General features: G+C 65.0%; 21 protein-coding genes. 11 read left to right on the top strand and 10 right to left on the bottom strand.

The window, feature by feature from the left end:
• Nucleotides 1–154: 154 nt before the first annotated feature.
• The 3 genes from KFO72_RS34960 to KFO72_RS34970 form a co-directional block, all read right to left on the bottom strand.
• The gene (locus tag KFO72_RS34960; RefSeq protein ID WP_176055311.1) at nucleotides 155–925 is read right to left on the bottom strand and encodes an HpcH/HpaI aldolase family protein; all 771 of its coding nucleotides are present in this window, start codon (nucleotides 923–925) and stop codon (nucleotides 155–157) included.
• 64 nt (nucleotides 926–989) lie between these two features.
• Nucleotides 990–1,805 (bottom strand): NAD-dependent epimerase/dehydratase family protein, encoded by an 816-nt coding sequence (locus KFO72_RS34965; RefSeq protein WP_176055310.1) that lies wholly within the window; start codon nucleotides 1,803–1,805, stop codon nucleotides 990–992.
• Between the two features lie 37 nt (nucleotides 1,806–1,842).
• Nucleotides 1,843–3,108 carry an MFS transporter gene (locus tag KFO72_RS34970; RefSeq protein WP_225034018.1) on the bottom strand — a complete coding sequence of 422 codons (1,266 nt, stop codon included), beginning with the start codon at nucleotides 3,106–3,108 and terminating at the stop codon, nucleotides 1,843–1,845.
• A 519-nt stretch (nucleotides 3,109–3,627) separates the two neighbouring features.
• Here KFO72_RS34970 and KFO72_RS34975 point away from each other — a divergent pair.
• Entirely contained in the window at nucleotides 3,628–5,652 is a 2,025-nt protein-coding gene (locus KFO72_RS34975) for a glycoside hydrolase family 28 protein (protein ID WP_225034011.1), read from the top strand.
• 234 nt (nucleotides 5,653–5,886) lie between these two features.
• Nucleotides 5,887–6,660 carry a DUF4410 domain-containing protein gene (locus KFO72_RS34980; protein ID WP_225034012.1) on the top strand — a complete coding sequence of 258 codons (774 nt, stop codon included), beginning with the start codon at nucleotides 5,887–5,889 and terminating at the stop codon, nucleotides 6,658–6,660.
• Between the two features lie 120 nt (nucleotides 6,661–6,780).
• On the opposite strand, the gene KFO72_RS34985 is transcribed toward KFO72_RS34980, so the two are convergent.
• On the bottom strand, nucleotides 6,781–7,797 hold the full coding sequence (locus KFO72_RS34985; RefSeq protein WP_107204023.1) for a 1-aminocyclopropane-1-carboxylate deaminase: 1,017 nt from the start codon (nucleotides 7,795–7,797) through the stop codon (nucleotides 6,781–6,783).
• Between the two features lie 156 nt (nucleotides 7,798–7,953).
• Between KFO72_RS34985 and KFO72_RS34990 the strand changes: the two genes are divergently transcribed.
• Nucleotides 7,954–8,463 (top strand): Lrp/AsnC family transcriptional regulator, encoded by a 510-nt coding sequence (locus tag KFO72_RS34990; RefSeq protein WP_054934740.1) that lies wholly within the window; start codon nucleotides 7,954–7,956, stop codon nucleotides 8,461–8,463.
• 108 nt (nucleotides 8,464–8,571) lie between these two features.
• A complete protein-coding gene (locus KFO72_RS34995; RefSeq protein ID WP_225034013.1) occupies nucleotides 8,572–11,007 on the top strand; it encodes a PAS domain S-box protein in 2,436 nt (811 codons plus the stop codon).
• A 25-nt stretch (nucleotides 11,008–11,032) separates the two neighbouring features.
• Here the strand turns inward: KFO72_RS34995 and KFO72_RS35000 are convergent, their stop codons facing one another.
• Nucleotides 11,033–11,722 carry a UdgX family uracil-DNA binding protein gene (locus KFO72_RS35000; RefSeq protein WP_412101816.1) on the bottom strand — a complete coding sequence of 230 codons (690 nt, stop codon included), beginning with the start codon at nucleotides 11,720–11,722 and terminating at the stop codon, nucleotides 11,033–11,035.
• Nucleotides 11,723–11,907: 185 nt separating this feature from the next.
• On the opposite strand from KFO72_RS35000, the gene KFO72_RS35005 reads away from it, so the two are divergent.
• A complete protein-coding gene (locus tag KFO72_RS35005; protein WP_082670382.1) occupies nucleotides 11,908–12,309 on the top strand; it encodes a chemotaxis protein in 402 nt (133 codons plus the stop codon).
• Nucleotides 12,310–12,398: 89 nt separating this feature from the next.
• Entirely contained in the window at nucleotides 12,399–13,022 is a 624-nt protein-coding gene (locus tag KFO72_RS35010; RefSeq protein ID WP_062916466.1) for a hypothetical protein, read from the top strand.
• A gap of 93 nt (nucleotides 13,023–13,115) precedes the next feature.
• Here KFO72_RS35010 and KFO72_RS35015 read toward each other — a convergent pair whose 3' ends face one another.
• The 3 genes from KFO72_RS35015 to KFO72_RS35025 all read right to left on the bottom strand — a co-directional run bounded on the left by KFO72_RS35015 (nucleotide 13,116) and on the right by KFO72_RS35025 (nucleotide 16,274).
• On the bottom strand, nucleotides 13,116–13,274 hold the full coding sequence (locus KFO72_RS35015; protein WP_156516684.1) for a hypothetical protein: 159 nt from the start codon (nucleotides 13,272–13,274) through the stop codon (nucleotides 13,116–13,118).
• A 73-nt stretch (nucleotides 13,275–13,347) separates the two neighbouring features.
• On the bottom strand, nucleotides 13,348–14,097 hold the full coding sequence (locus tag KFO72_RS35020) for an endonuclease/exonuclease/phosphatase family protein (protein ID WP_176055305.1): 750 nt from the start codon (nucleotides 14,095–14,097) through the stop codon (nucleotides 13,348–13,350).
• A complete protein-coding gene (locus tag KFO72_RS35025; protein WP_225034015.1) occupies nucleotides 14,094–16,274 on the bottom strand; it encodes a VTT domain-containing protein in 2,181 nt (726 codons plus the stop codon). Before KFO72_RS35025 ends, KFO72_RS35020 begins: the two co-directional genes overlap by 4 nt.
• Before the next feature lie 165 nt (nucleotides 16,275–16,439).
• Here KFO72_RS35025 and KFO72_RS35030 point away from each other — a divergent pair, with 165 nt between their 5' ends.
• Nucleotides 16,440–16,646 (top strand): hypothetical protein, encoded by a 207-nt coding sequence (locus KFO72_RS35030; RefSeq protein ID WP_156516685.1) that lies wholly within the window; start codon nucleotides 16,440–16,442, stop codon nucleotides 16,644–16,646.
• A 437-nt stretch (nucleotides 16,647–17,083) separates the two neighbouring features.
• Here the strand turns inward: KFO72_RS35030 and KFO72_RS35035 are convergent, their stop codons facing one another.
• The gene (locus tag KFO72_RS35035; RefSeq protein ID WP_225034016.1) at nucleotides 17,084–18,658 is read right to left on the bottom strand and encodes an FAD-dependent oxidoreductase; all 1,575 of its coding nucleotides are present in this window, start codon (nucleotides 18,656–18,658) and stop codon (nucleotides 17,084–17,086) included.
• A 291-nt stretch (nucleotides 18,659–18,949) separates the two neighbouring features.
• On the opposite strand from KFO72_RS35035, the gene KFO72_RS35040 reads away from it, so the two are divergent.
• The 3 genes from KFO72_RS35040 to KFO72_RS35050 are packed head-to-tail and all read left to right on the top strand — an operon-like array spanning nucleotide 18,950 to nucleotide 21,365.
• Nucleotides 18,950–20,101 carry an acyl-CoA dehydrogenase gene (locus tag KFO72_RS35040; RefSeq protein WP_225034017.1) on the top strand — a complete coding sequence of 384 codons (1,152 nt, stop codon included), beginning with the start codon at nucleotides 18,950–18,952 and terminating at the stop codon, nucleotides 20,099–20,101.
• Nucleotides 20,102–20,112: 11 nt separating this feature from the next.
• Nucleotides 20,113–20,712 (top strand): class I SAM-dependent methyltransferase, encoded by a 600-nt coding sequence (locus KFO72_RS35045; protein WP_054934747.1) that lies wholly within the window; start codon nucleotides 20,113–20,115, stop codon nucleotides 20,710–20,712.
• A complete protein-coding gene (locus KFO72_RS35050) occupies nucleotides 20,709–21,365 on the top strand; it encodes a glycosyltransferase (protein ID WP_060602916.1) in 657 nt (218 codons plus the stop codon). The genes KFO72_RS35045 and KFO72_RS35050 overlap by 4 nt, the downstream gene beginning before the upstream one ends.
• Before the next feature lie 16 nt (nucleotides 21,366–21,381).
• On the opposite strand, the gene KFO72_RS35055 is transcribed toward KFO72_RS35050, so the two are convergent.
• Entirely contained in the window at nucleotides 21,382–22,017 is a 636-nt protein-coding gene (locus KFO72_RS35055) for a TetR/AcrR family transcriptional regulator (protein WP_054934749.1), read from the bottom strand.
• A gap of 85 nt (nucleotides 22,018–22,102) precedes the next feature.
• Here KFO72_RS35055 and KFO72_RS35060 point away from each other — a divergent pair, with 85 nt between their 5' ends.
• A complete protein-coding gene (locus KFO72_RS35060; protein ID WP_107204031.1) occupies nucleotides 22,103–23,218 on the top strand; it encodes an MBL fold metallo-hydrolase in 1,116 nt (371 codons plus the stop codon).
• Nucleotides 23,219–23,401 lie beyond the last annotated feature (183 nt).

Consider the following 23,401-nt stretch of genomic DNA (forward strand, 5'->3'; position numbering starts at 1 on the left):
GACGCTGGTTGACATTGCAGAAGCAGGACAGGGCGCCGCGATTGCGGCGCTTTTTTTATGGAGTGCGCGGGTTAGTCGAAGTAGTCGGAGCACAGAACAAAACCCGCCCGACGCATGAAGCGAGCGGGCGGGTTCTGGTGCCAATCAGGTGCTCTTATCCAGCCGCCTTGAACCTCGCCGCAAGCTGCTCGGCGTTACGGGCAAGCAGTCCGATGTCGGACCCGACGGCCGTGAACAGACAGCCGAGATCGATATAGTGGCGCGCAAGCGCTTCATCGCCGATCAGAATGCCCGCAGGCTTGCCCGTTGCGGCGATGCGCCTGATCGCGTCGTCAACGGCTGTCTGCACAGCGGGATGCTTGAGGTCGCCCACATGTCCGAGCGCTGCCGACAGATCGCCCGGACCGATAAAAATGCCGTCGACACCTTCGACAGCCGCAATCCGCTCCAGATTCTGCAAGCCGAGCCGGCTCTCGATCTGCACGAGCACGCATAGCTCGCTCGCGCAAAGCTTCGGATAATCCTTGATGCGCCCAAAGTCCGAGGCTCGCGCCGTCGACGCATAGCCGCGCACGCCTTCCGGCGGATAACGCGTGAAAGACACGGCATCGCGCGCTTCGTCTTCGGTTTCGACGTAGGGAATCAGCAAGGTCTGCGCGCCGCTGTCGAGCAGGCGCTTGATCGTCACCATGTCGTTCCACGGCGGCCGCACGATGGGATGCGTCGGTGTGCCCGCACAGGCTTGCAACTGGCTGTGAACCATCGGCAGTTCGTTCGGCGAGTGTTCCATGTCGAGCAGCAGCCAGTCGAAACCCGAACCCGCCAGGATTTCGACCGACACGTGGCTCGCAAGGCTCGACCACAAGCCGATTTGCTGACGCCCGGCCCGCAGCGCGCGTTTGAATGGGTTCTCCGGAAGCTTCATCGTGCTCTCCATGGAAGGGAACCGTCAGGGACTTCAACACAGAGTGCGCGGCGCAGCGCGGCCGTCAGCGACGGAGGTTGCGCTGCTCGGGCGGCGTGTAGTCGATCGTGACGAAACTGCCGCCTTGAAAACGCTGCGCGACGGGATCGAGCGGATTCGGCTGCTTCAGGATTTCGTCGGCGTAGTCTTCGGCGTTTTGCCGTGGTTGATAGCCGAGCGGCGCGGCGGCCGAATTGTCCCAGTAGCTGCGCGTGTTGTTCGACACGCCCCAGACCACCTGGAAACCAAGGTCAGGCACGTTGATGCAACGGTCGATGAGATGCAGAAAGTCGTCGTGACCGAGCCAGGTGCTGAGGTGTCTGAACTCCGTCGGCTTTTCAATGCAACTGCCGATGCGGATGCATACGCTCTCGATGCCATGCTTGTCCCAGTACATGCGCGCAAGCGATTCGCCCCACGCCTTGCTCAGCCCGTAGAAGCCATCGGGGCGGAACGCGCAGTCGAGCGTGAGCTTGTCCTCTACGGGATACATGCCGATCGCGTGATTCGAACTCGCGAAGATGATGCGGCGCACGCCATGGCGACGCGCGCCTTCATACACCTCGACGAGGCCGCGCAAGTTGTTTTCGATGATCTCGGGCAACGGCCGTTCGACACTCGTGCCCGCCATGTGAATCAGCACATCGACGCCTTGCATCAGCCGGTCGACCACGGCGGGGTCGCGCAGATCGCCGTGCATCACGTCCTCGCCGTCGAACAAAGGCTCCAGCGCGCGCGAGCCCGCCGCGGACCGCAAGTTCACGCCACGCTCGTTCAGCGCGGCGCGCAGGAAGCGGCCAAGCTGACCGCCCGCACCGCTCAACGCAATCTTTTTCGTCATGATCAAACCTTATGGCAGATAGCAGGTATCGAGGAAATCAGCGGCCCGATGTGGTCCGCCCGGCGAGTTCCACAGGCACGCCCGTCAGTGGCGGCGAGAACGACTCGCCATGCGTGATCAGCTTCCACGCGAGAGTCGCGCCGATGATGTCGAACAGCATCAGACAGACGAACAGCGGGTTATAGCCGAGAGTAGCCGCCAACGCGCCGACGATCAACGAGAAGATCATCCCGCCCAGCCAGCCGAACATGCCGGAGAAGCCCGTCGCCGTGCCGACTTCGTGCTGGCCGAACACGTCGGATGCCAGCGTGAACAGCGCGCCGGAAATGGCCTGGTGAGCGAAGGCGCCCATGCAGAACAGCGCGATCGCGACATACGGGCTGGCCGCGAGGCCGATGCACGCGGGACCGGCCATCAGCACCGCGCCGCAGATGATGACCAGTTTGCGCGACGTGATCAGCGACGCGTTGAAGCGGCGGACGAAGAACGGCGCGAGATAGCCGCCGACCAGACACCCGAGGTCCGCGGCAAGGAACGGCATCCAGCCGAACAACGCGATCTCCTTCAGGTTCATGTGACGCACGGTGAACAGGTAGAGGGGAATCCAGAAGTTGAAGGTCTGCCATGCCGGTTCGGCGAGAAAGCGCGGAATGGCAATGCCCCAGAAGCGACGCGTCGACAGCACGTGACGCCAGGACGGACGCGCCGTCGCGTCCTGCGCGCGCCGTTCCTGGCCGGACAGGATGTATTGACGCTCGTCGGTCGACAGATTCGGATGATCTTCGGGCTTGCGGAAGAACACGAGCCACAGCGCCACCCAGATCAGCGCCGAGCCGCCCGTGACGACAAAGGCCATCTGCCAGTTGAACGTGAGGATGCAGTACACGACGAGCGGCGGCGCGAGCATCGCGCCGATCGACGTGCCCGTGTTGAGCCAGCCTGTCGCGATGGAGCGTTCTTTCGCCGGGAACCATTGGCTGATTGCCTTCATGCCCGCCGGGAAAATGGCGGCCTCGCTCATGCCGAGCAGGCCACGGAAGAACGCAAGCGAGGTCCAGCCGGTGGCGAGGCCGTGCAGCATGTTCGACGCGGCCCATGCGATAGCGAAGATCGCAAAGCCGACCTTGAGCCCGACGAAGTCGAGGATATAGCCCGCGATGGGCTGCATCACCGTGTAAGCGCCCTGGAATGCCGCGACGACGTATGAGTATTGCTGCGTCGTCATGTGCAGCTTGTCGGTGAGCGTCGGGGCAGCGACGGACAGCGAACTGCGCGCGAGATAGTTGAAGACGGTCCCGAGCATGATGAGCCCGATGATCCACCAGCGTAATCCTTTGATCGTATGGCGTTGCACTACATGTCTCCTGCGGATGACGGGCATCGAGCCGCTTGCGATGCCGTCTGGATGAGTCTGTGTTGGGTTGGCGCGAGGTGGTGACCGCTGCGGCTTGCGCCACGCCGCAGCAGCGTGATCCATGAATCACAGGTAGGCCGGGCGCTCCTGCAAACGCATGGCCGCGCATGGGCTGGATCATGCTTTTCTATGTCTGACATCGTCGCGTTCGCTTGATAAGTTGTCAAGCAAATATTGCGTTGTCCCAGGGGCATCCCTGGCCCTCGTCGGCTCCAGAAAAATCGCTAAAAGCCGCTTGTAATCTCAATATAACGATTTGTGACGGGATTCTGCGGAACGGGAGAGGCTGAAGAAACGCGCTTGACACTACTAAAGTTGTTTTACAACAATGTCTCCGTCGCGATTCGGCAGAACGTGTCGACTGCGCGATCGATCCCAGCGAAGCAGGCAGACTACGAGGAGACATCGGTGACGACGCACAACAGAAGCAGTCGCGCAAACAGGGCAGGCTCGAGCACATCCAGCGCAGGTTCAGACGGTCCGCAATCGCCGCAACGGCGCACCTTCATCGCATTCGCGGGGGCCGCTGCGGGCGCCACGCTGCTCGGCACACTGCCCGGTTGCGGCGGCGATCATTCGGATCCTCCGGCGCCAACGGCAAGCAGCGACCCGATCTGGGGCAGCACTGGCGCCGCCGGGCAGATCATCGCGTCGCTGCAGAAGGTTTCGCAGTCGATGTTTCCGTCCGTCGATTTCGTCGTCACCAGTTACGGCGCACAGACTTGCGCGGTGATCGCCGCGACCAATCCGTACGCCGCTTCGGCGTCGTCGCCAGCCAGCCCCGGCGCCGACCAGACCCACGCGCCCGGATCGTTCGATTCGCGTCCCGCGTTCCTTGCCGCCATCGCTGCGTGCAGCGCGGCAGGCGGCGGGCGTGTCGTAGTGCCGTCAGGCACGTGGTATTGCGCGGGGCCGATCGTGTTGCAGAGCAATGTGAACTTCCATCTGGGCGCGAACTGCACGATCTATTTCAGCCCGAATCCCGCCGACTACGCGAAAGACGGCCCTGTCGATTGCGCATCGAACGGCCAGCTCTATTACAGCCGCTGGCAGGCAAACGATTGCCTGAACTTCGGCGCGCCCGTCTACGCACGCAATCAGACCAATATCGCGATTACCGGCGAGGGCGCGACCTCCGTGCTCAACGGCCAGGCGATGACGCCGTTCGCGGGCAGCGGCAGCACGAGCACCTGCTGGTGGACCTGGAAAGGCACGAAGAACGCCTATGGCTGCACCAGCTCGACGACACCTTCGCAGGCCTATACGAACCCGAACAACGTCGACCTGAAAACGGTCGCGCCCGCTTTGCCGGATGCGCTCTACGCCTTGTTGACCAGCACCGCCACGCCCTGGCAGCAGGACCAGAACTATCTGCCGGCGCTATCGGAAGCGGGTGTGCCCGTCGAACAGCGGATCTTCGGCGTCGGGCATTATCTGAGGCCGTGCATGGTCGAGTTCCTCGGCTGCACGAACGTGCTGATGGAGGACTACCGCACCAACAACACGCCGTTCTGGCAGCACCATCCCACCGACTGCGCGAACGTCGTGATACGCGGCGTGACGGCGGACAGCATCGGTCCGAACAACGACGGCTTCGATCCCGACGCCTGCAACAACGTGCTGTGCGACGGCGTCACCTTCAACACGGGCGACGACTGCATCGCGATCAAGTCCGGCAAGGCGCTCGACACCACCTACGGCCCCGCGCAGAACCATGTGATCCAGAACTGCACGATGAACAGCGGCCACGGCGGCATCACGCTGGGCAGCGAAATGGGCGGCGGCGTGCAGAACATCTATGCGCGCAATCTGCAGATGCTCAACCAGAACTGGCAGACCAATCCGCTGAACATCGCGATCCGCATCAAGACGAACATGAATCGCGGCGGCTATGTGAAGAACTTCTACGTCGATAACGTCACGTTGCCGAATGGCGTCAATCTGGCAGGCGGCGGCTACGGCAGTGCGTTGCTCGCGGGCAGCCCGATCAACGCGACGGTGCCGTTGGGGGTGGCAACGGCCTCTGCCGCCAATCCTTCGGCGGCGCAGGGCGGGCTGATCACATTCGATTGCGACTATCAGCCCGCCAACGATGCCGTGCGCACACGTCCCGCACTCGTGCAGAACGTGAACATTTCGAACGTGACGGCCAGCAACGTCACGGTGAACGGCGTGACGGCCTCGTGCTTCCAGGCGATCGTCGCGCAGGGCCCCGTTGCGTTCGACTACAACGGCGCCGCTCCCGCGCCCGCGATTCCGCCCATCTCGGGCGTCACGATCACGAACTGCAATCTCGGCACGCCCGCATGCAACGGCACGGCCAGCGCGACCACGCCGGGGCCTGTCTACGCGTACAACGTGAATGCGATTTCGCTGTCCAATGTGACCATCGGCGGGACGGTCTGCAACAGCTCGGTCGTGGACTCGCGATGAACCTCGAAACCCTTGTCGCATAAGGCGATGCGTCGCATGACATGAGTCGACATAATTCGTCGATAGCCATCATCCGGGCGCTCGACCATACTGCGTTCCGCGTGCAGAGCTAACGGAACACAACAACAGAACGACACCGGCGATTCACGCAACCGTGACATCGCCGATGTTGCTTCTGGTGAAGCCAAATATCGGACGATCTGCTTAATCTTCTGACCGATGACAGGACTTCACATGTTTGCAGCTCTCAACTCCGTTCGTGGCAAGACCCTTCGCAGCGCTTCCGCTGCAATCGCATTCAGCGCGATGCTGCTGAGCGGCTGCGCGGCCGCCAGCGTCACGAACACCGCCCAATACTCGACGCTCACGCAAGCGAACCCGCAGAACGTCTATGTCTACACGTTCGCGAGCAATCCTGAATCCGTGAAGCTCGACAACAGCGGCCTGATTCACAAACTGAGCGCAAGCTTCCCGGGTTCGTCGCAATCGTCGCAATCGTCGCAAACACAGGAAGCCGCGGAGGCAAGCAACGCGCTGACGGACGAAGTCGTCGCAAAACTCCAGTCGATGGGCGTGCACGCGATCCGCACCGACGCGCCGCCGCCTGCCGACCAGAACGTGCTGATCGTCGAAGGCGCGGTCGGCTCGATCGACGCGGGCAACCATCGCCGCCGCACGTTGATCGGCCTCGGCGCCGGCAAGAGCGAGGTGACGGCGCACGTGCAGGTGCTGTACAAGCCGGCAGGCGGCATGCCGCAACTGGTGCAGACCTTCGACGCCGATGCGAACAGCGGTCATATGCCGGGCGTCGCGGAAACGGCGGGCGTCGGCGCGGCAGTAGGACACGTGGCGACGTCGGCGGCCGTGGGCGGCGCGCTGCATGTCGGCTCGGAGCACAAGAACGATACCGTCACCAGCGACGCGAAGAAGCTGGCCGACTCCGTGGCGAAGCAGGTTGCGCAGATCGGCGTCGCGCAAGGATGGAGGCCGGGCGAACTGGTGAAATAACGCGGGAAACCGGGAACAAGCGGGGAATCGGGGCCGCGCAGGGTCGCGGCCTCGATGCGAGGAGACGGATGGCGATGCCCCGATACGTTGAGGCATCGCCATTTGTTTTTCGCACGTCGATCAGCCTTCGCGGAACAGGAAGCTATAAGCGTTCAGCGCGGGCACGCCGCCCAGATGCGCATACAGCACCTTCGATCCTTCCGGAAACTCGCCGCGCCGCACTTTGTCGATCATCCCGTGCATCGACTTACCTTCGTAGACGGGATCGGTCATCACGCCTTCGAGCCGCGCGCACAGGCGGATCGCCTCAAGCGTGCCTTCGTTCGGCAAGCCGTATTCCGGGCCGCCGTAACGCGTGTCGAGCACGACGTCCTGCGCGGTGATATCGCGGCCCAGATCGACCTGTTCGGCCGTGCGCTTCGCGATGCGCGTAATCTGCTCGCGGGTCTGTTCCGGTTTCGCCGAGGCGTCGATGCCGATCACGCGGTCCGCGCGTCCGTCCGCCGCGAAGCCGACGATCATCCCGGCCTGCGTGCTGCCCGTTACCGAGCACACGACGATGTAGTCGAACCTGAAGCCGAGTTCCTCTTCCTGCTGCCGCACTTCCTCGGCGAAGCCGACGAAACCCAGCCCGCCGAGCGGATGGTCCGAGCACCCGGCGGGAATAGCATAGGGCTTGCCGCCTGCCGCGCGCACGCTGTCGAGCGCATCTTCCCAGCTCTTGCGAAAGCCGATGTCGAAGCCGTCCGGCACCAGCCGCACGTCCGCGCCCATGATGCGCGACATCTGGATATTGCCGACGCGGTCATACACGGCGTCGGAATAGTTCACCCAGTTCTCCTGCACCAGCACGCACTTCATGCCCAGATGCGCAGCGACGGCGGCCACCTGGCGCGTCTGGTTCGACTGGATGCCGCCAATCGATACCAGCGTGTCGCAGCCTTGCGCGAGCGCTTCGGGAATCAGGTATTCGAGCTTGCGCGTCTTGTTGCCGCCGAACGCGAGACCGCTATTGCAGTCCTCGCGCTTCGCGTACAGCTGGACCTTGCCGCCGAGATGATCGGAGAGGCGCTTGAGCGGCTGGATCGGCGTCGGCCCGAAGGTGAGGGGGTAGCGGGGGAAACGTTGCAGGTTCATGGTCGAGGTCCGTTGTCTGGAAGGGCGCGAACGGTGCCGCGCTGACAGACATGATAGGAAAGACCCCGCGAAATGAGCTTGCGAAATAATTTGCTCGACGCTACTTTAAAAACGAATCTCAAACAGCCTGCCTATCTTCATTTCTTAAAATTATCCATGTGCGCAACAAAATTACGCGGTGACTCCGCTCGTGAAGCCACGCCGCTGTCGCAACTCGACCGCCTCGATCGCGCGATCCTCAAGCAGCTCCAGCAGGACGCGTCGATCTCGAACGTCGCGCTCGCGGCGAAGGTGAAGCTGAGCGCGCCCGCGTGTCTGCGGCGCGTCGAGCGGCTCAAGGAAATGGGACTGATCCGCGCGACGGTCGCCTTGCTCGATCCAAAAGCGCTCGGCGCGGGGATGCTGGTGGTGATCGGCGTCGTGCTCGACCGCTCCACGCCCGAAACCTTCGCGGCGTTCGAGAAGGCTGCACAAAAAGTGTCGGGCTGCATGGAGTGCCACGTCGTGACGGGGGAATTCGATTACTTCATGCTCGTGCGCACGCGCGACAGCGAGAGCTTCAACCGGCTGCACGCGGAGCAATTGCTATACCTGCCGGGTGTGCGGCAGATTCGCAGCTTCATGGTGCTCAAGGAAATCCTGTCGACGACCAGGTTCCCGTTCTGAGGCGCCCGAAGTCGCGCTGAAGGCGGCAGGCATAGGGTTTGATCGGCATGCCGGCAGCCTGCCGGTGCTTATACAATGACCGCGCAGAGAGAGAGCAGACAACAGGCAATGAGCGACGACGACAAGGACCCCGGCAGCGCGGCAAGCGGGCATGCGGAGCCGCCCGAACCGCACGCGGACCACAGCGCCGCGGCGAGCGGCACGAACGCGCCCGCCGCCTGCTTCAGCAGCGAATGGCTGCGGCTGTGGGCCGAATCGACGACGGACTATTCGATTTTCGCGCTCGCGCCGGACGGCACGATCATCAGCTGGAACCGTGGCGGCGAAGCGATTCAGGGTTACCGGCCCGACGAGATTCTCGGCCAGCACGTGCGCGTGCTGTACACCGCCGAAGACCAGCGCGCAGGCCTGCCGGAACTCGGGCTGCAGCGCGCGCGTGAAGACGGCCGCCATGAAATGGAAGGCTGGCGCGTGCGCAAGGACGGCAGCCTGTTCTGGGCGAACGTCATCATCACCGCGCTCTACGCACCCGACGGCGAGCTGCTCGGCTACGGACGCGTCGTGCGCGACATCAGCGACAAGAAGAAAGCCACCGACGCTGCCCTCGAAAGCGACCGGCGTTTCCGGCTGCTGGTGCAGGGCGTGAACGACTACGCGATCTTCATGCTGTCGCCGGAAGGCTGCGTCACCAACTGGAATCCGGGCGCGCGGCGCATCAAGGGCTATACCGACGAGCAGATCATCGGCTCGCATTTCTCGTGCTTCTACACGCCCGAAGACGCGGCAGCGGGCGTGCCGCAGCGCGGCCTCGCGACGGCCGAGCGCGAAGGCCGCTGGGAGGCCGAAGGCTGGCGCGTGCGTCGCGACGGCAGCCGGTTCTGGGCGCATGTCGTGATCGACGCGATCCGCGACGAGAACGGCGTGCTGATCGGCTTCGCGAAAATCACACGCGACATCACCGAGCGCCGCCAGGCGGCGGAACTGCTGGACCAGACCCGCAACGCGCTGTTTCAGTCGCAGAAAATGGAAGCGCTCGGCAAGATGACGGGCGGCGTCGCGCACGACTTCAACAATGTGCTGCAAGTGCTGCGCGGCAATCTGGAACTGCTAGGCGCGCGCCACGACGATGCGTGGAGCCGGGCGCGTATCGGCCGCGCCATCGAGGCGGTCGAGCGCGGCTCGAAGCTCGCCGCGCAACTGCTCGCGTTCGGGCGCCGCCAGGCGCTGCAACCCGTCACGACCGATCTCGGCGGCGTGCTGCACGGCATGGACGACCTGTTGCGGCGCGCGCTCGGCGAGCGCGTCGAGGTGCGGGTACACGAATCGCATGCGAGCGGCGAGCTGTGGAACGTGCTGGTCGACACGCATCAGCTGGAAAGCGTCGTGCTCAACCTGGCCATCAATTCGCGCGATGCCATGCCCGAGGGCGGCGTGCTGACCTTCGGGCTGTCGAACGCGGTGCTGTACGCGCAAGCCGCCGTGGCCGCGCAGGTCGAGCCGGGCGAGTACGTGAAGATGACCGTCACCGACACCGGTGCGGGCATGAGCGCGGACGTCGTCGAGCGCGCGTTCGATCCGTTCTTCACGACCAAGCCCGAAGGCCAGGGCACAGGGCTGGGCCTGAGCATGGCCTACGGCTTCGTGCTGCAAAGCGGCGGGCACATCGAACTGGCGAGCACGCCGGGCGTCGGCACGACGGTGACGATCTATCTGCCGCGCTCGACTGATCCGCTCATCGAGCGGCCCCTCGCTCAGTCCACGTCCGAGTCCGGGAAAGACCTGCGCGGAGACGAAACCGTGCTCGTCGTCGAAGACGACCGGCGCGTGCAACTGACCGTGGTCGACATGTTGTCGCAACTCGGCTACGGCGTGCTGACGGCCAACGACGCGACCGAGGCGCTGACCGTCTTGCGCAGCGGCGCAAGAGTCGATCTGCTGTTCAGCGATGTCGTGATGCCCGGGCCGTTGTTGAGTCCCGAAATGGTGCGTCAGGCGCGACTGATACGGCCGTCGTTGAAGGTGCTGTTCACGTCGGGCCATACGCGAGACACGACGGGGCTCGACGCGCAACTGCGGCGCGGCGCCGATCTGCTGCAAAAGCCGTATAGCCGTTTGCAGCTCGCGCGGAAAATACGCGAGGTGTTCGACGGCCCGGCGCGCGCGACGCACGACGCGGCGCAGTGCGACACGCCGGGCAAGCTGCACATTCTCGTCGTCGAAGACGACCGGGACGGCCGCGATGCGCTGTGCGAGCTGCTCGGACTGCTCGGTCATACCTGGGACGCCGTGGCCAATGCCGAAGAAGCGCTGAAACGCCTGCAACTGCATCCGTTCGATGTGCTGCTGACCGATCTCACGCTGCCCGGCATGTCGGGCCTCGACCTCGCACGCGCGGCGGTCGCGATGAACGCCGCGCGGCACATCGTGTTCGCATCGGGTCGCGATGTGCCTGTGCACGACGAATCGCTGCCGTTCACCTGGACGGCGTTGCGCAAGCCTTATTCATTCGAGCAACTGAAGGCCGTGCTCGACGCGCAACATTGACGCGGGACCGTTCGCTTGCCGCGCTTCATCCGTCGCTATCGCGCGCGGCTTCGCGCCGCGCGAGCTTGCCCGCTTCACGCAATGCCGCGACGATGGCGGCATAGGCGCGTTCGCGCGTCGCCTGATCGGGTGCACGCAGCGCGAACGATGGATGATAGGTCGGCACGACGTGGCGCCCGCCGTGCTCGAGCACCTTGCCGACGACGGCCTGAAGCCGCGCGTCGCGATCCTCCAGTAAGGCCTTCAGCGCTGTCGCGCCGAGTGCGACGATCACGCGCGGACCGACGGATGCCAGTTCGCGCTCCAGCCAGTAATGACACGCGTCGATCTCGCGTTGCGCGGGCGTCTTGTGCATCCGGCGCTTGCCGCGCGGTTCCCATTTGAAATGCTTGACGGCATTCGTCACGTACACGTCGTGGCGGGCGACGCCCGCTTCCTTCAACGCGTCGTCGAGCAGTTGTCCGGCAGGGCCGACGAACGGCTTGCCCTGTTGATCCTCCTTATCGCCCGGTTGCTCGCCCACCATCATGATCGGCGCGTGCTTGGGGCCGGTCCCGCCGACCGCCTGCGTCGCGCGTGCCCACAACGCGCAGCGGCGGCAATCGTCGAGGCGCTTTGGCTGCTGGCCGGGGTCGATCTGCGGCGTTTGTTTTGCCGGGGCTTGCGGTCGGCCGGATTGGTCGTCGGCTGGCGGGGCGGGTGTGCGTGTGCTCATATCGTCTTCGCTCGAAGATGCGCGCGCTGCATATGCAGCCATGGCGAGCAATGCGTGTTCCCTTCGGTTCTCTTCCGTGCTCTTCAATGAGCAAACGGGCAAGTGAGCAGTGAGTGACATTGCGGAATGCTTCTTGCGGCCTCATAGCGACGCAGCATCCCGAACAACCCACTGTGGAGGCCAGCATGAGCACACTCAATCCCGATGACGAACAACGCCCCGAGCCCAGGCAGCCGGGACACGACAACGCCTCGCTCGGGCCGAGCGATTCGTCGGATAGCGGCAGCGACGTTGCGGGCGCGAAGCGTCATGAATTCGATGTCGATGGCGAACTCGACAATCACGCGCTCGAAACGGGCGAAGCGGAACTCGCGAGCGACACCGACCGCTTCGGTACAGGCGAACGCGCCTCCGCCGATGGCGATTCGACGCTCGAGGACAACGAGGACATCGAAGTAGACCGCGTGATCAGCGCGGCGGGCGAAGAAGATGCCGACGGCATGGCGGACGAACTCGCCGACACGCCGGGTGAAGACGCCGACGAAGACGCGAACCTCGACGACGCACCACGCGAACGTCGCAAGTGAGCCAGGCGCATGCCTTGCTCAAGTCGTCATAGCGGGACGGCGCGCGCCGCCGTCCTTTATCGAACGAAGTCTGGAACCAGGGAGGCATCATGTCGCTTATCGTTGCCGCACGATTCACCACGTTTCCGGCGGCGGAATCGGCCGCCGAGCGCCTTTTTCGAGCGGGTTTTGTCGAAGAAGACGTGTCGCTGTTCTTCGTCAATCCGCGCGGGCAGCATGCGCGCTTTCCGATCGGCGGCGATGAAAACAAGGACGCCGCCGCTACCGATGCGCCCAAAGGCGCCGGCATGGGCGTGACGATCGGGGCCGTCGTGGGCGCCGTGGTCGGGGTCGGCATCTTCACTGCATTCTCGGCGCCCGTGCTGGTGTCGGCGATCGCGGCGGGCGTCGGCGCGTATATCGGCTCGCTGATCGGCGCCATGTACAAGACGCGCGGCGGCGGCAAGGGCGCCCGTCACGAGCGGGCGCATCACGAAGAGCGCGATTCCGGCGTGCTGCTAGCCGTGCACGTGACGCCCGATACGCAGCAGATGGCCGCGAACGTGCTGCGAGAGGCGGGCGGCGCATCGATCGAGCGCGCTACGGGGCGCTGGCAGCAGGGCCGCTGGGCCGACTTCGATCCGACCCAGCCGGTGCAGCCGGTGCAGGGCGAGCGCGGCATCGATGGGCGCGTAGAGCGGCCCGCCGAACGGCCTTCCGAAAGGCACGCGTAAAATAAATTCAATCGCCCGACAACAAAAACGCAGCGCGCGGCATGACGCCGCGCGCTGCGTTTTTTTCTTACGTCTCCGTCAGTTCACCAGACGTCAGCGGGAGCCTTCCGCATCGTCCTCTTCTTCATCGTCCAGGTCGTCCTCGAGATCGTCGTCGTCGAGTGTGATCCGACCCATGCCGACACCCGCATCCTTATCCGCATACGGTTGACGTGGGGCGTTTTCGTCCGGGGCGTAATTCTTTCTGACCATTGGCTGCTCCATGAAGAAAGTTGAACGAAGCCGCAGAGCGCGCAAGCGATGCGCCTGCACTCACCGCGAACTTCTAATGATGCTCCCGTGCGATCCGCGCGACCAGCGGTAAGTGATCCGATGCGGCACGTGCAAGCGTGCTGCGGTGCACCGTCACGTCGATCAGACGGTCGGCGGGGTGCATCCAGATGCGGTCGAGCGCGAACACGGGCAGGCGCGCCGGAAAGGTGCGCGGCGCGGGCGCCGCCCGAAAATGGGTAACGAGCATGCGCAACGCGTGGCCCCAAACGAACCACTCGTTGAGGTCGCCCATCAGCAGCACGGGCATGCGCGGCGTATCGAATGCGGCAATCAGCGCGCGGATTTGCGCGCGCCGCTCGCGCGCCGACAGGCCCAGATGGGTCGCCACGACCCGTAATCCCGAACCGGGGCCGTCCGTCTCCACATCGACGTCGAGCGCGCCGCGCGCTTCGCGTGTGCCGAACGACAGATCGAGCGAACGCGTCGCGCAGATGGGCAGCCGGCTAAGGATTGCGTTGCCATAGCGTCGTTCGGGCGTATCGAGCGTCGGCCCGGCAACCGCGTCCATGCCCGTCATTTCGCGCAAGACAGGCAGCGCATTTGGCGCAAAGCTGCCGCCCAGCGGCACTTCCTGCAACGCGACTATATCGGCGTCCAGTTCGCGGATCACGCCCGCGATGCGTTCCGCCGACGGCCGCCCGTCGGCGCCGACCGTGCCGTGGATGTTGTAGGTGGCGATGCGCAACGCGCGAACGTCCTGGGCAGCCGCCTGTTCGCGCAAGCCGGGGGCGATAGCGTTCATGAGCGGCGCGCGAAGAAGCGTTGCAACGCGACCGACAGTCCGATCAACGCCGCGCCGATCAGCGCGACGAGCACGAGCCCCGACATCGACGGATGACGGACGGCGGCGACGAGCTGATGGGCGAAGGTCGTCGCGAGCACGATGCCCGGCGTCATGCCGAGCACGGTGCCCGCCAGATAGTCGCGCAGGGAGATATGCGACGCGCCTGCCGCGAGATTGATGATCGTGAACGGCGCAACGGGCACCACGCGCAGCACGAGCACGGTAATCAGCCCTTTTTTGCCGAGCTTTTCGCTGATGCGGTTGATGCGGCGGCCTGCGAGTTTGCGCACGGCATCGTGACCGAGCGACGCCCCGGCATAGTAGGTAATGCACGCCGAGATCATCGTGCCTGCGAACGCGTAGGTACTGCCCCATAGCGCGCCGAACACGAAGCCGCTCACGGCGATCAGCAGCGTGACGGGCACCGAGACGCTCGCCGCGAGCGCATACATCGCGACGATCGCAAACGGCCCGAGCGGCGACGCGTGCACCCGCTGCGCGCCGTGCACGAGGGCCGTGAAGCTGACCGCATCGCGCAGCGGTGTAAAGCGCCACAGCAAACCGAGTGCGACGACGATCAGCGCGAGCGAGCCGAGCGCGAGCAGTTTGCCCGTGAGCGGGCGGCTGCGCTCCTCGGGCAGAAAATGCCGCACGAGTTCATGCGGGGCAACGGGCGCTTCCGGATCGAGCACGGACACGTTCGAAGCCAGTTCGTCGAGGTCGCCGGACATGACGGGATCGAGCGGCATCAGCGTGCGTTCGCCGTGCCGCAGGTGCGCGATGGCGTCGTTCAGACGACGGGTGTCGAGCGCGGCCTGCACATCGGCGGGCGCGACGTCGAGGTGCTCGGCCAGCAGCCGGTTACGCACCGAGGCGATGGCGGCCTGCACGCGCGGATCGCCGCGCGCTTCGAGCGTGATGTTGCATTCCGTGTCGAGCACCATCGAGCGATTGTTGAGGTTCGCGCTGCCGACGATCAGGACGTCGTTATCGACGGTCATCAGCTTGCTGTGCACGTTGATGATCTGACTGCGCGTGCCGCTCATGCCGGCAATGGTCGGTGCGTACATCGCGTAGCGCTGGCGGCCGTCGGCCTGTTTCAGCAGGCGGTGAAGGCGCGCGCGGAGCACGCCCATCGTCGCTTCCTGGAGCCAGCCGCTCGTTCTTTCGGGACCGACGACGGCGATGTCGGGGCTGTCGGCATCCGCGAGACGCGCGGCGAGCGCGGCGCCGACGCGGCTCGCCGTGAAGTACTGGTTCTCGATGTAGATGGCGTGCTTCGCGGCCGCGATCGCATCGACGTAAAGCTGCTGGATCTGCTCGACGAGAGGCCGTCCTTCGAACGCCGGTTCCGTCAGCGAGATGCCGAGTTCGACGTCTTCGATATCGGCTGCCACGTCGGCGGGCCAGATACGGGCGTTGCCGTTCGAGTCAGGCGAGACCTCGAGCGGCTTGCCCGTCGCGAGACGCCAGCGCTCGCGCACGAGCCGGCTGACGGCATGCGCGGCGGGGCCGTCGAACATTGCCTGGACGTCGTGCATCGGTTGATAGGGCGTGTCGCCCGCGTTGCGGCGCAGGGGCGCGTGCGGATGATGCTCGGGCGTGTCCCAGCGCGAACTGGTGAGATCGATGCCGCCGACGAACGCGAGCGCGTCGTCGATCACGACGATCTTCTGATGATGCGACGCCCCGATGGGATGCCGTCCATCCTGCCGGAAGCGGATGCGCCGATGCGTGCGCCAGCCCATCTTGTACACGGGCAGCCATTCGCGCTCGAACGCGTAGAGCATCGCGAAGTCCCACGCGAGGATGTGGATGCGCAGATGCCGGTTGCGCTCCGCAAGCGCGCAAAGGAAGTCGGCGAGACCGGCGGGAAGACCATCGGGCGCACCGCCGGGAACCAGTTGCAAACGGCTGTCGATATCCCAGCCGACGATATGAATCGTGTGGCACGCGCGGGCCATCGCGTCACGCAATGTCGAGAAGTAGTCGGCGGCGTCGATCAGGATGCGAAAGTGCGGCGCCTGCTCCAGCCATTCGCAGTTGCGGTTCACACGCAGCAGGCCCGGCGCTGCGCGGGTGTTGATCGTCGACGGTTCTGCTGCGGCGGCGGTGATGGTCGGGGTTTGCGTCATCGTCGAAGTGTGCTTTTCGTTCGCGTGCAACGGGCCGTTGCGCACGCAAGAAAGAGTCCATCGCGAACATTCAGGAAATCTGCAGCAAACGCTGTTCCTCGCGTGCGGGGGACGCGTCACGTGCGCCGACAGGAACGCCGCTTGCCGCATGAAGGACGCGCAAGCGTGTCACGCGACACGCGACGCGTGTTCCACTTCGAAGAGGACAAGACCATGAAACAGGCGATGAGTACGCATCAGGCATCACCGAAGCAAGCACCGAAGGCAGCACCGAATCATCCCGCGAATCCGCACCAGCCGACTCGCGATGGCGGACAACAACCGCAGAACCAGAAGCCACCTGAGCATCAGGGCGGTCAGCGCCAGCCTTGAAGCGCGAAAGGTACGCTTCGCGTGCAGGCATGCAATCCTTCCACGCCCGCATGTAGATATTCCCGCGCGGGTACGGCTTCTATCATGACTACGGCTTTGCGGCCAGGGGGCACACAGATGGACGAAAAGCATCCGCAAGAGCAGGACGACGCACGACGCACAGGCACGACAACGCAGCCTGGCGAGCCGACGGAAACCGCGAAGGCGACCAATCCGCCGCGCTCGAATCGCCATCCGAAACAAACGGCCGAGGTGCCGCTGGGGAGCGGAGATCGGCCGGAGCCGCCGGGCGCCGGTGGGCATCCTTCGCATAGCAGCTGATGGCGGACGCGCAACGCAGCCGTTGCGCCGCGTTACTCCACACCGTGCATCGCATGACGTACGAATCATGACGTACGAATCGCGATGCACGGCGCGATCTACAGCGACGCTTCCGCTCAGGCGGACTCGGCAATTTTCATCGCGTCGGCGAGACTCAGTGAGTGGCGCATCGCTTCCACGAGCATGCCCGTCTGCTTCTCGCGATTGCAACCGATAGCCGCCACCAGCTTTCCCTTCTCGCCGAGCAGCGCGATAAATTCGAAGGTATCCGGTGTTCCCGTGAACTTCGTCTGATCCCAGTGTTTCGCGTGGCCGAGATACTCGAACGTCTTGCCGAAGTGATATGTCCAGAAGTACGGCACGTACGGTTCCCTGGGCGGCATGCCGAGCATGGCGTGCGCCGCGATGCGCGCATGCTGTTGCGCAACGCGCCAGTGCTCGATCCGTACGCGCTCGCTGCCGGGCGATGGCCACTCGAAGCGCGCGATGTCGCCCGCTGCATAGAGACCGTCGGCTGCGCGCATCGACAGATCGACGTTGATGCTCCTGTCGTCGTTGCGCTTCACCCCTTCGATGAAATCCGTCGCCGGGGTCACGCCGACACCCGCGACGACGAAATCGCATGCCAGCGCTTCGCCGCTGTCGAGCGTCACGCGCAATGCGCCGTCAGCGCCGCCCGCCGCCACGGAACGCGCGTGATGGCCCATGCGCACGCGTACGCCGTGCACTTCATGCAGGCGCATGAACAGCCTGCCGATTTCCGGGCCGAACTGTTTTTCGAACGGCACGTTGCCGGGCGCGACGACCGTCACGCGCAGCTTGCGCTCGCGCAGCGCCGACGCGACTTCCAGTCCGATGAAACTCGCGCCCAGCACGAGCGCGTGCTGCCCTTGCGCGGCCGTCTCGACCAGATGTCGCGCGTCGTCGCGATTGCGCAGCAGGCAGATGCGCGACTTCACGCCGGCTGCATCGGCGCCTTGCAGTGACAGCCGCTTTGGTATGCCGCCCGTTGCAACGAGGGCCGCGTCGTAGCGAATGGAAGGCGCGCTGCCGATGTCGATGCGCCGCGCCGTCGCATCGAGCGTGGTGACCTCGGCCTGAATCACGTCGATCGAATGGGCGGCGAAGAAATCGTCGGGCAGCAGCGGCGGAATCTTATCGGGCGCCATCTCGCCGGACGGCACGAATTTGCTCAGCACCGTGCGGTCGTAGGGCGTGCGCGCCTCGCGATCGATCAGCGCGATGCGTCCCGCAAAGCCCGCTTCGCGCAGCGCCGCACAGGCGGCCGCGCCTGCCGCTCCCGCGCCGACGATGGCGAACGTGCGCTTGTCCGCAGCCGTGGATGTGGCGGGCTTCGACGGCTCCGCGTTGGCGTCGACGAGCACGTCGTCCTGTTCGACGCGCGCCGGATAGCGCGTCAACGGCAGCAGCGCGGGCGGTTCGACGAGTGCGCCCGTCTCGATGTCGAAGGTTCCCTTGTGCCACGGACAGATGAGGCGCCCGTTGCACAGTGCGCCCTGTTCGAGTGGCGCGCCCGCATGCGGACAATCGGCGCTGTATGCATGCACGGTGTCGCCGCGGCGTATCAGCAGGACTTGCGTGCCGTTCACCTCGACGCGCTTCATGCCTGGGTCGGCGAGGTCGGAGAGCAGGGCGACCTTTTGCATGTTGGTGTTTGGGTTCGTGGCCATTGTTTTCCTCGTTGGAGACCGGGCGCGCGGCGCATGCCGCTACTCGCGCGAAGTGCGATTGCCGAAGCGCGTTTTCCGGGTTGCGCTTCGATAACGGGTGCGATCAAGGGTGCAATCGGCATGCCGTGTCGCGCCTGGCATCCGCAGACGTCCAACGACAGCTTACGTCGGAACGGCGCAGGCGGCGTTGCATGGGCATGCCGCTTGCGTCGTCGCTCGTAAGGCACCTGTCCGATCGACGGGTGTATCGACGGACCCAACACTCTCCCCAGGCTTGCGATGGAGGTTTGCATGAACGATATCGGCCACGATCCCCTGCGGCGCGCCGCGCCCGCTGCGTGGTACATCAACAGCGGGCTGCGTCTTTCCGACGAGGAACCGGACGCCGACATCGAGCCGAGACGTTATGCGCTCGTGCCTGCCCTCGAGCGTTATCTGGCGAACGTGCGCTTCGGTGACGAACAGGCAGCCAGCCGCGCGGCCACGCTCGACGCCTTGCGGGCGCGCGGCATGGACTGGCTGCCGCTGCCGGGCCGGGGCGAAACGGCGACGCGCTGGCGCGGTCTCGCGGCCGTTGCGGCGTGCGACCTGTCGCTGGCGAAACTCTACGAAGGGCACACCGACGCGCTCGCCATCCTCGCGGAATTGGGGCGCTGCGACCTCGCGGACGACGGCAGCTGGGCCGTGTGGGCTGCCGAGCCGCCGAACGCGAAGCTGATCGCGCATGCGGCGGGCGGCAACGCGCTGACGCTCGAAGGCACCAAGCCCTGGTGTTCGGGCGCGCCGCATGTCACGCATGCGTTGGTCACGGCATGGCGCGGCGACGAGCCGGTGTTGGCTGCCGTCGAACTGTCGCAAGCTGCCATCGCCGTCGATCCGGGCGGCTGGCAAGCCGTCGGCATGCGCGCGACGGGCACGAGCAGCGTGCGCTTCGATGGCGCGCGCGCCGTGCAGGTCGGCGGCGCCGGCGCGTATCTGTCGCGCCCGGGCTTCTGGCATGGCGGCGCCGGCATTGCGGCCTGCTGGTATGGCTGTGCGGCGGCGCTCGCATCGATTCTGCGCGATAGCGTCAAGCGTCGCGACGAGCCGCACGCGTGCGCGCATCTGGGTGCCGCCGATGCCGAACTATCCGCCGTGGCCGCGCTGCTGCGCGAGTCGGCGGCATGGATCGACGCGCATCCGCGCGACGACGCGCAGCAATGCGCGTTGCGTGTGCGCGTTGCCGTCGAGCAGGCAGCGGAGCAGGTGATGCAGCATGTGTCGCGCGCGCTCGGCGCCGTTCCGTTCTGCACGGACCCGTGGTTCGCACGCGCGATTGCGGATCTCCCTGTGTTTCTGCGCCAGAGCCATGCGGAGCGCGACGAGTGCGCACTGGGCCGGACGCTGCTCGACGACGAAGCGGGCGAGACGTGGAACCTTGGACTTCATCCTGGACGCGACTGAGGTTCCCCCGCATGACTTTTCCCGCCGCCTATTTCGACGATCTGTACCGACAGGACGACGACCCCTGGGACTATCGCGCAAGCTGGTATGAGCGCCGCAAGCGTTGGCTGACCATCGCGGCGCTGCCGCGCGAGCGCTACCGGTCGGGCTTCGAACCGGCGTGTTCGAACGGGGAGTTGTCGGCGCTGCTCGCGCAGCGTTGCGACAGCCTGTATGCGTGCGACATCAGCGATCACGCCGTGCGTCTCGCGCGCGAACGTCTTGCAGGACTGCCCAACGTCACCGTCGAACCGCGCGCGATGCCGGACCAATGGCCCGACGCGAGTTTCGATCTGATCGTGATCGGCGAGTTGTGCTATTACCTGTCGCGCGAAGCGACGGCCGAACTGGCGCGGCGCGCGTGCGCATCGTTGACGGCGGACGGCACGCTGGTCGCGTGTCACTGGCGTCATCCGTTCGAAGGCAGGCTGCAAACCGCCGACGCTGTCCACGCGAGCTTCGACGCACTGCCCGCGCTGAACCGTCTGGTGCAACACGCGGAGCACGATCTGCTGCTGGACGTGTGGTCGAAGGACGGGCATTCGGTTGCGCAGGGCGAGGGGCTCGTATGATCGGCATCGTGATACCCGCGCACGACGAAGAGGAACTGCTCGCCGATTGCCTGCAGGCGGCGCGGATCGCGGCTGCGCATCCGGAGTTGCGCGGCGAGCGGGTGAAGATCGTCGTGGCGCTCGATAGTTGCACGGACCGGTCTGAGTCGATTGCGCGCTGCTTCGACACTCATGCATTGACGCTCGATGTGCGCAACGTCGGCAAGGCGCGGGCAGCGGGCGCGGCGACGCTGATCGAGCAGGGCGTGCGCTGGCTTGCGTTCACCGATGCCGACAGCCGCGTCGCGCCGGACTGGCTGGTCGCGCAACTTGCGCTCGATGCGGAAGCAGTGTGCGGTCCCGTGCTCGTCGAAGACTGGCGCGAGCACGATGCACTGACCCGCGAAGCGTTTTATCGCGCGTACATGAATGCGGATGGCCATCGGCATATTCATGGCGCGAATCTCGGCGTGTCGGCGCGAGCGTATTGCCGCGTCGGCGGATTTCCGCCGCTCACGTGCAGCGAGGATGTCGCGCTGGTGGGACTGCTGGTCGAGACGGGGGCGCGGATCGCGTGGAGCGCAGCGCCGCGTGTGGTGACGAGCGCGCGGATTGCCTCCAAGGTGCGGGGCGGGTTCGGGGATACGCTGCAGGGGCTGATGGCGCACGAATGATGCTGGATGTGCGGGATCAGTCCGTGCCGTTCGAAGCCGCCCTGTAGCGCGCCAGAAACATATCCGCCGACGACTCGGCGACCTGCTTCTGTTCCTCCGCCGTCAGCGACGGCTGGCCCATCGTCACTTGCGGCCAGAACGCGAAGCCCTTCACCAGACCATGCAACTGCTGCGCGGCGAACGCCGGGTCCGGCGTATCGAGCCTGCCATCGGAGGCGGCTGCGCGTATCCACACGGTCAGTCCTTCCTCGCGTTCACCGATACGCGCCACCATATCCCGCGCGCGCTCCGGCGAATGAATGCCCGCCGCGATCGCGACCCGCGCGAGCGACATGAACGCCTCGTCGTTCAGCAGCCGCAGTTTCTGTGCGAGCAGTTCGATCAATTGCGGGCGCAACGGCAGGTCCGCGCGATAGCCGGGCGCATCGCCTGCCTTGCTGGCGTCCCATAGCTGCTGAAGGATCGCCGCGAACAGCGCCTCCTTGCTGGGAAAGTGGTTGTACACGGTGCGCTTCGACACGCTCGCGCGCGCGGCGATCCGGTCCATGCTGGTCGCGTCGAAACCTGCCGCGCGAAATTCGTCGATGGCCGCTTCGATGACGGCCGCGCGTTTGCGGTCGGTCAGACGGGGAAGGGTGGTGCTGTCGTCCATCGGCTAATTTTACACCGATGGGTTTACTTTTCGAGATAATAAACTACACTGTGCAGTCTACATTATGTCGCGAGTGACGCCTCGTATGAAATCGATCATCGGCTCCATCAATCAGGTTTTGGGATTCGCGGCGGCGCAGCGCAGCCGTGCGTTGTCGAGCATGTCGCCGCAGCACGATGGCGAGCGCTTTCGCAATGTGAAGCCGCGCCCTGTTGAGGGATTGGGCAAGACGTTGCGGATTGCGTGGAATGTGATCTTCAACAAGCCGCGCGGCACTGAGCCGTCCGGCGCTTTGCCCGTCGATGCGCTGACGCGCGCGGACCTCGATGCCGCGCCGGACAGGAGCCTGTTCCGTCTTGGTCATTCGACGATGCTGCTCAAGCTGCGCGGCCAGTTCTGGCTGACCGATCCGGTGTTTGCGGAACGCGCGTCGCCGTTCAAACGGATGGGGCCGAAGCGTTTCCACGCGCCGCCGATCGCGCGCGATGCGTTGCCGCCGTTGCGCGGTGTGATTCTGTCGCACGATCACTATGATCATCTGGATCGCGAGACGGTGCTTGCGCTGGCTGAAACGACGGGCGTGTTTCTGACGCCGCTCGGGGTTGGCGACCGGTTGATCGAGTGGGGCGTCGATGCGTCGAAGGTGCGGCAGTTCGACTGGTGGCAGGGTGTCGAGATCGACGGCGTGCAGTTGACGGCGACGCCTTCGCAGCATTTTTCGGGGCGTAGTCTGTTCGACGGGAATAGCACGCTGTGGGCGTCGTGGGTGATTGTCGACGGTGACTTGCGGGTGTTTTTTAGTGGTGACACCGGGTACTTCGATGGTTTCAAGGCGATTGGCGAGCGGCTCGGGCCGTTCGATGTGACCTTGATGGAGACGGGCGCGTATGACGCGCAATGGCCTTACGTGCATATGCAACCCGACGATACGGTGCAGGCGCATGTCGATTTGCGTGGCCGCTGGCTGGTGCCGATTCATAACGGGACTTTTGATCTGGCGATGCATCGGTGGCAGGAGCCGTTCGAGCGTGTCGTAGGGCTGGCCGCTGCGCGCGGTATTGCGCTTTCGACTCCCCGTATGGGGGAGAGGGTTGATCTGGATGCGCCGCATCGCGGGGAGCGGTGGTGGCGGGATGTCGTTGAGGTTGGTGCGCCTAAGGCGGCGCGGCGGGTTTTTTGTCGGGCTGCCAGGGTGGACTGATTCTTTTTTTGTCTGCGACGCGTTGGGGTGGTTTGCTTGCTTTTGCGCTGGGGTTCGCGGTTTTGGTGTTTTGGCCTTTGCGCTGGCATCCGCGAATCGCGTTTTCGCTGGCATCCGCGAATTGCTTTCGTGCTTCAGGCGTCGCCCCTGTGCGGGGCGGCACCTACTTTTCTTTGCCGCCGC

Origin of the sequence: Paraburkholderia sp. XV (assembly GCF_020177535.1) — a bacterium.
GTDB lineage: Bacteria > Pseudomonadota > Gammaproteobacteria > Burkholderiales > Burkholderiaceae > Paraburkholderia > Paraburkholderia caribensis.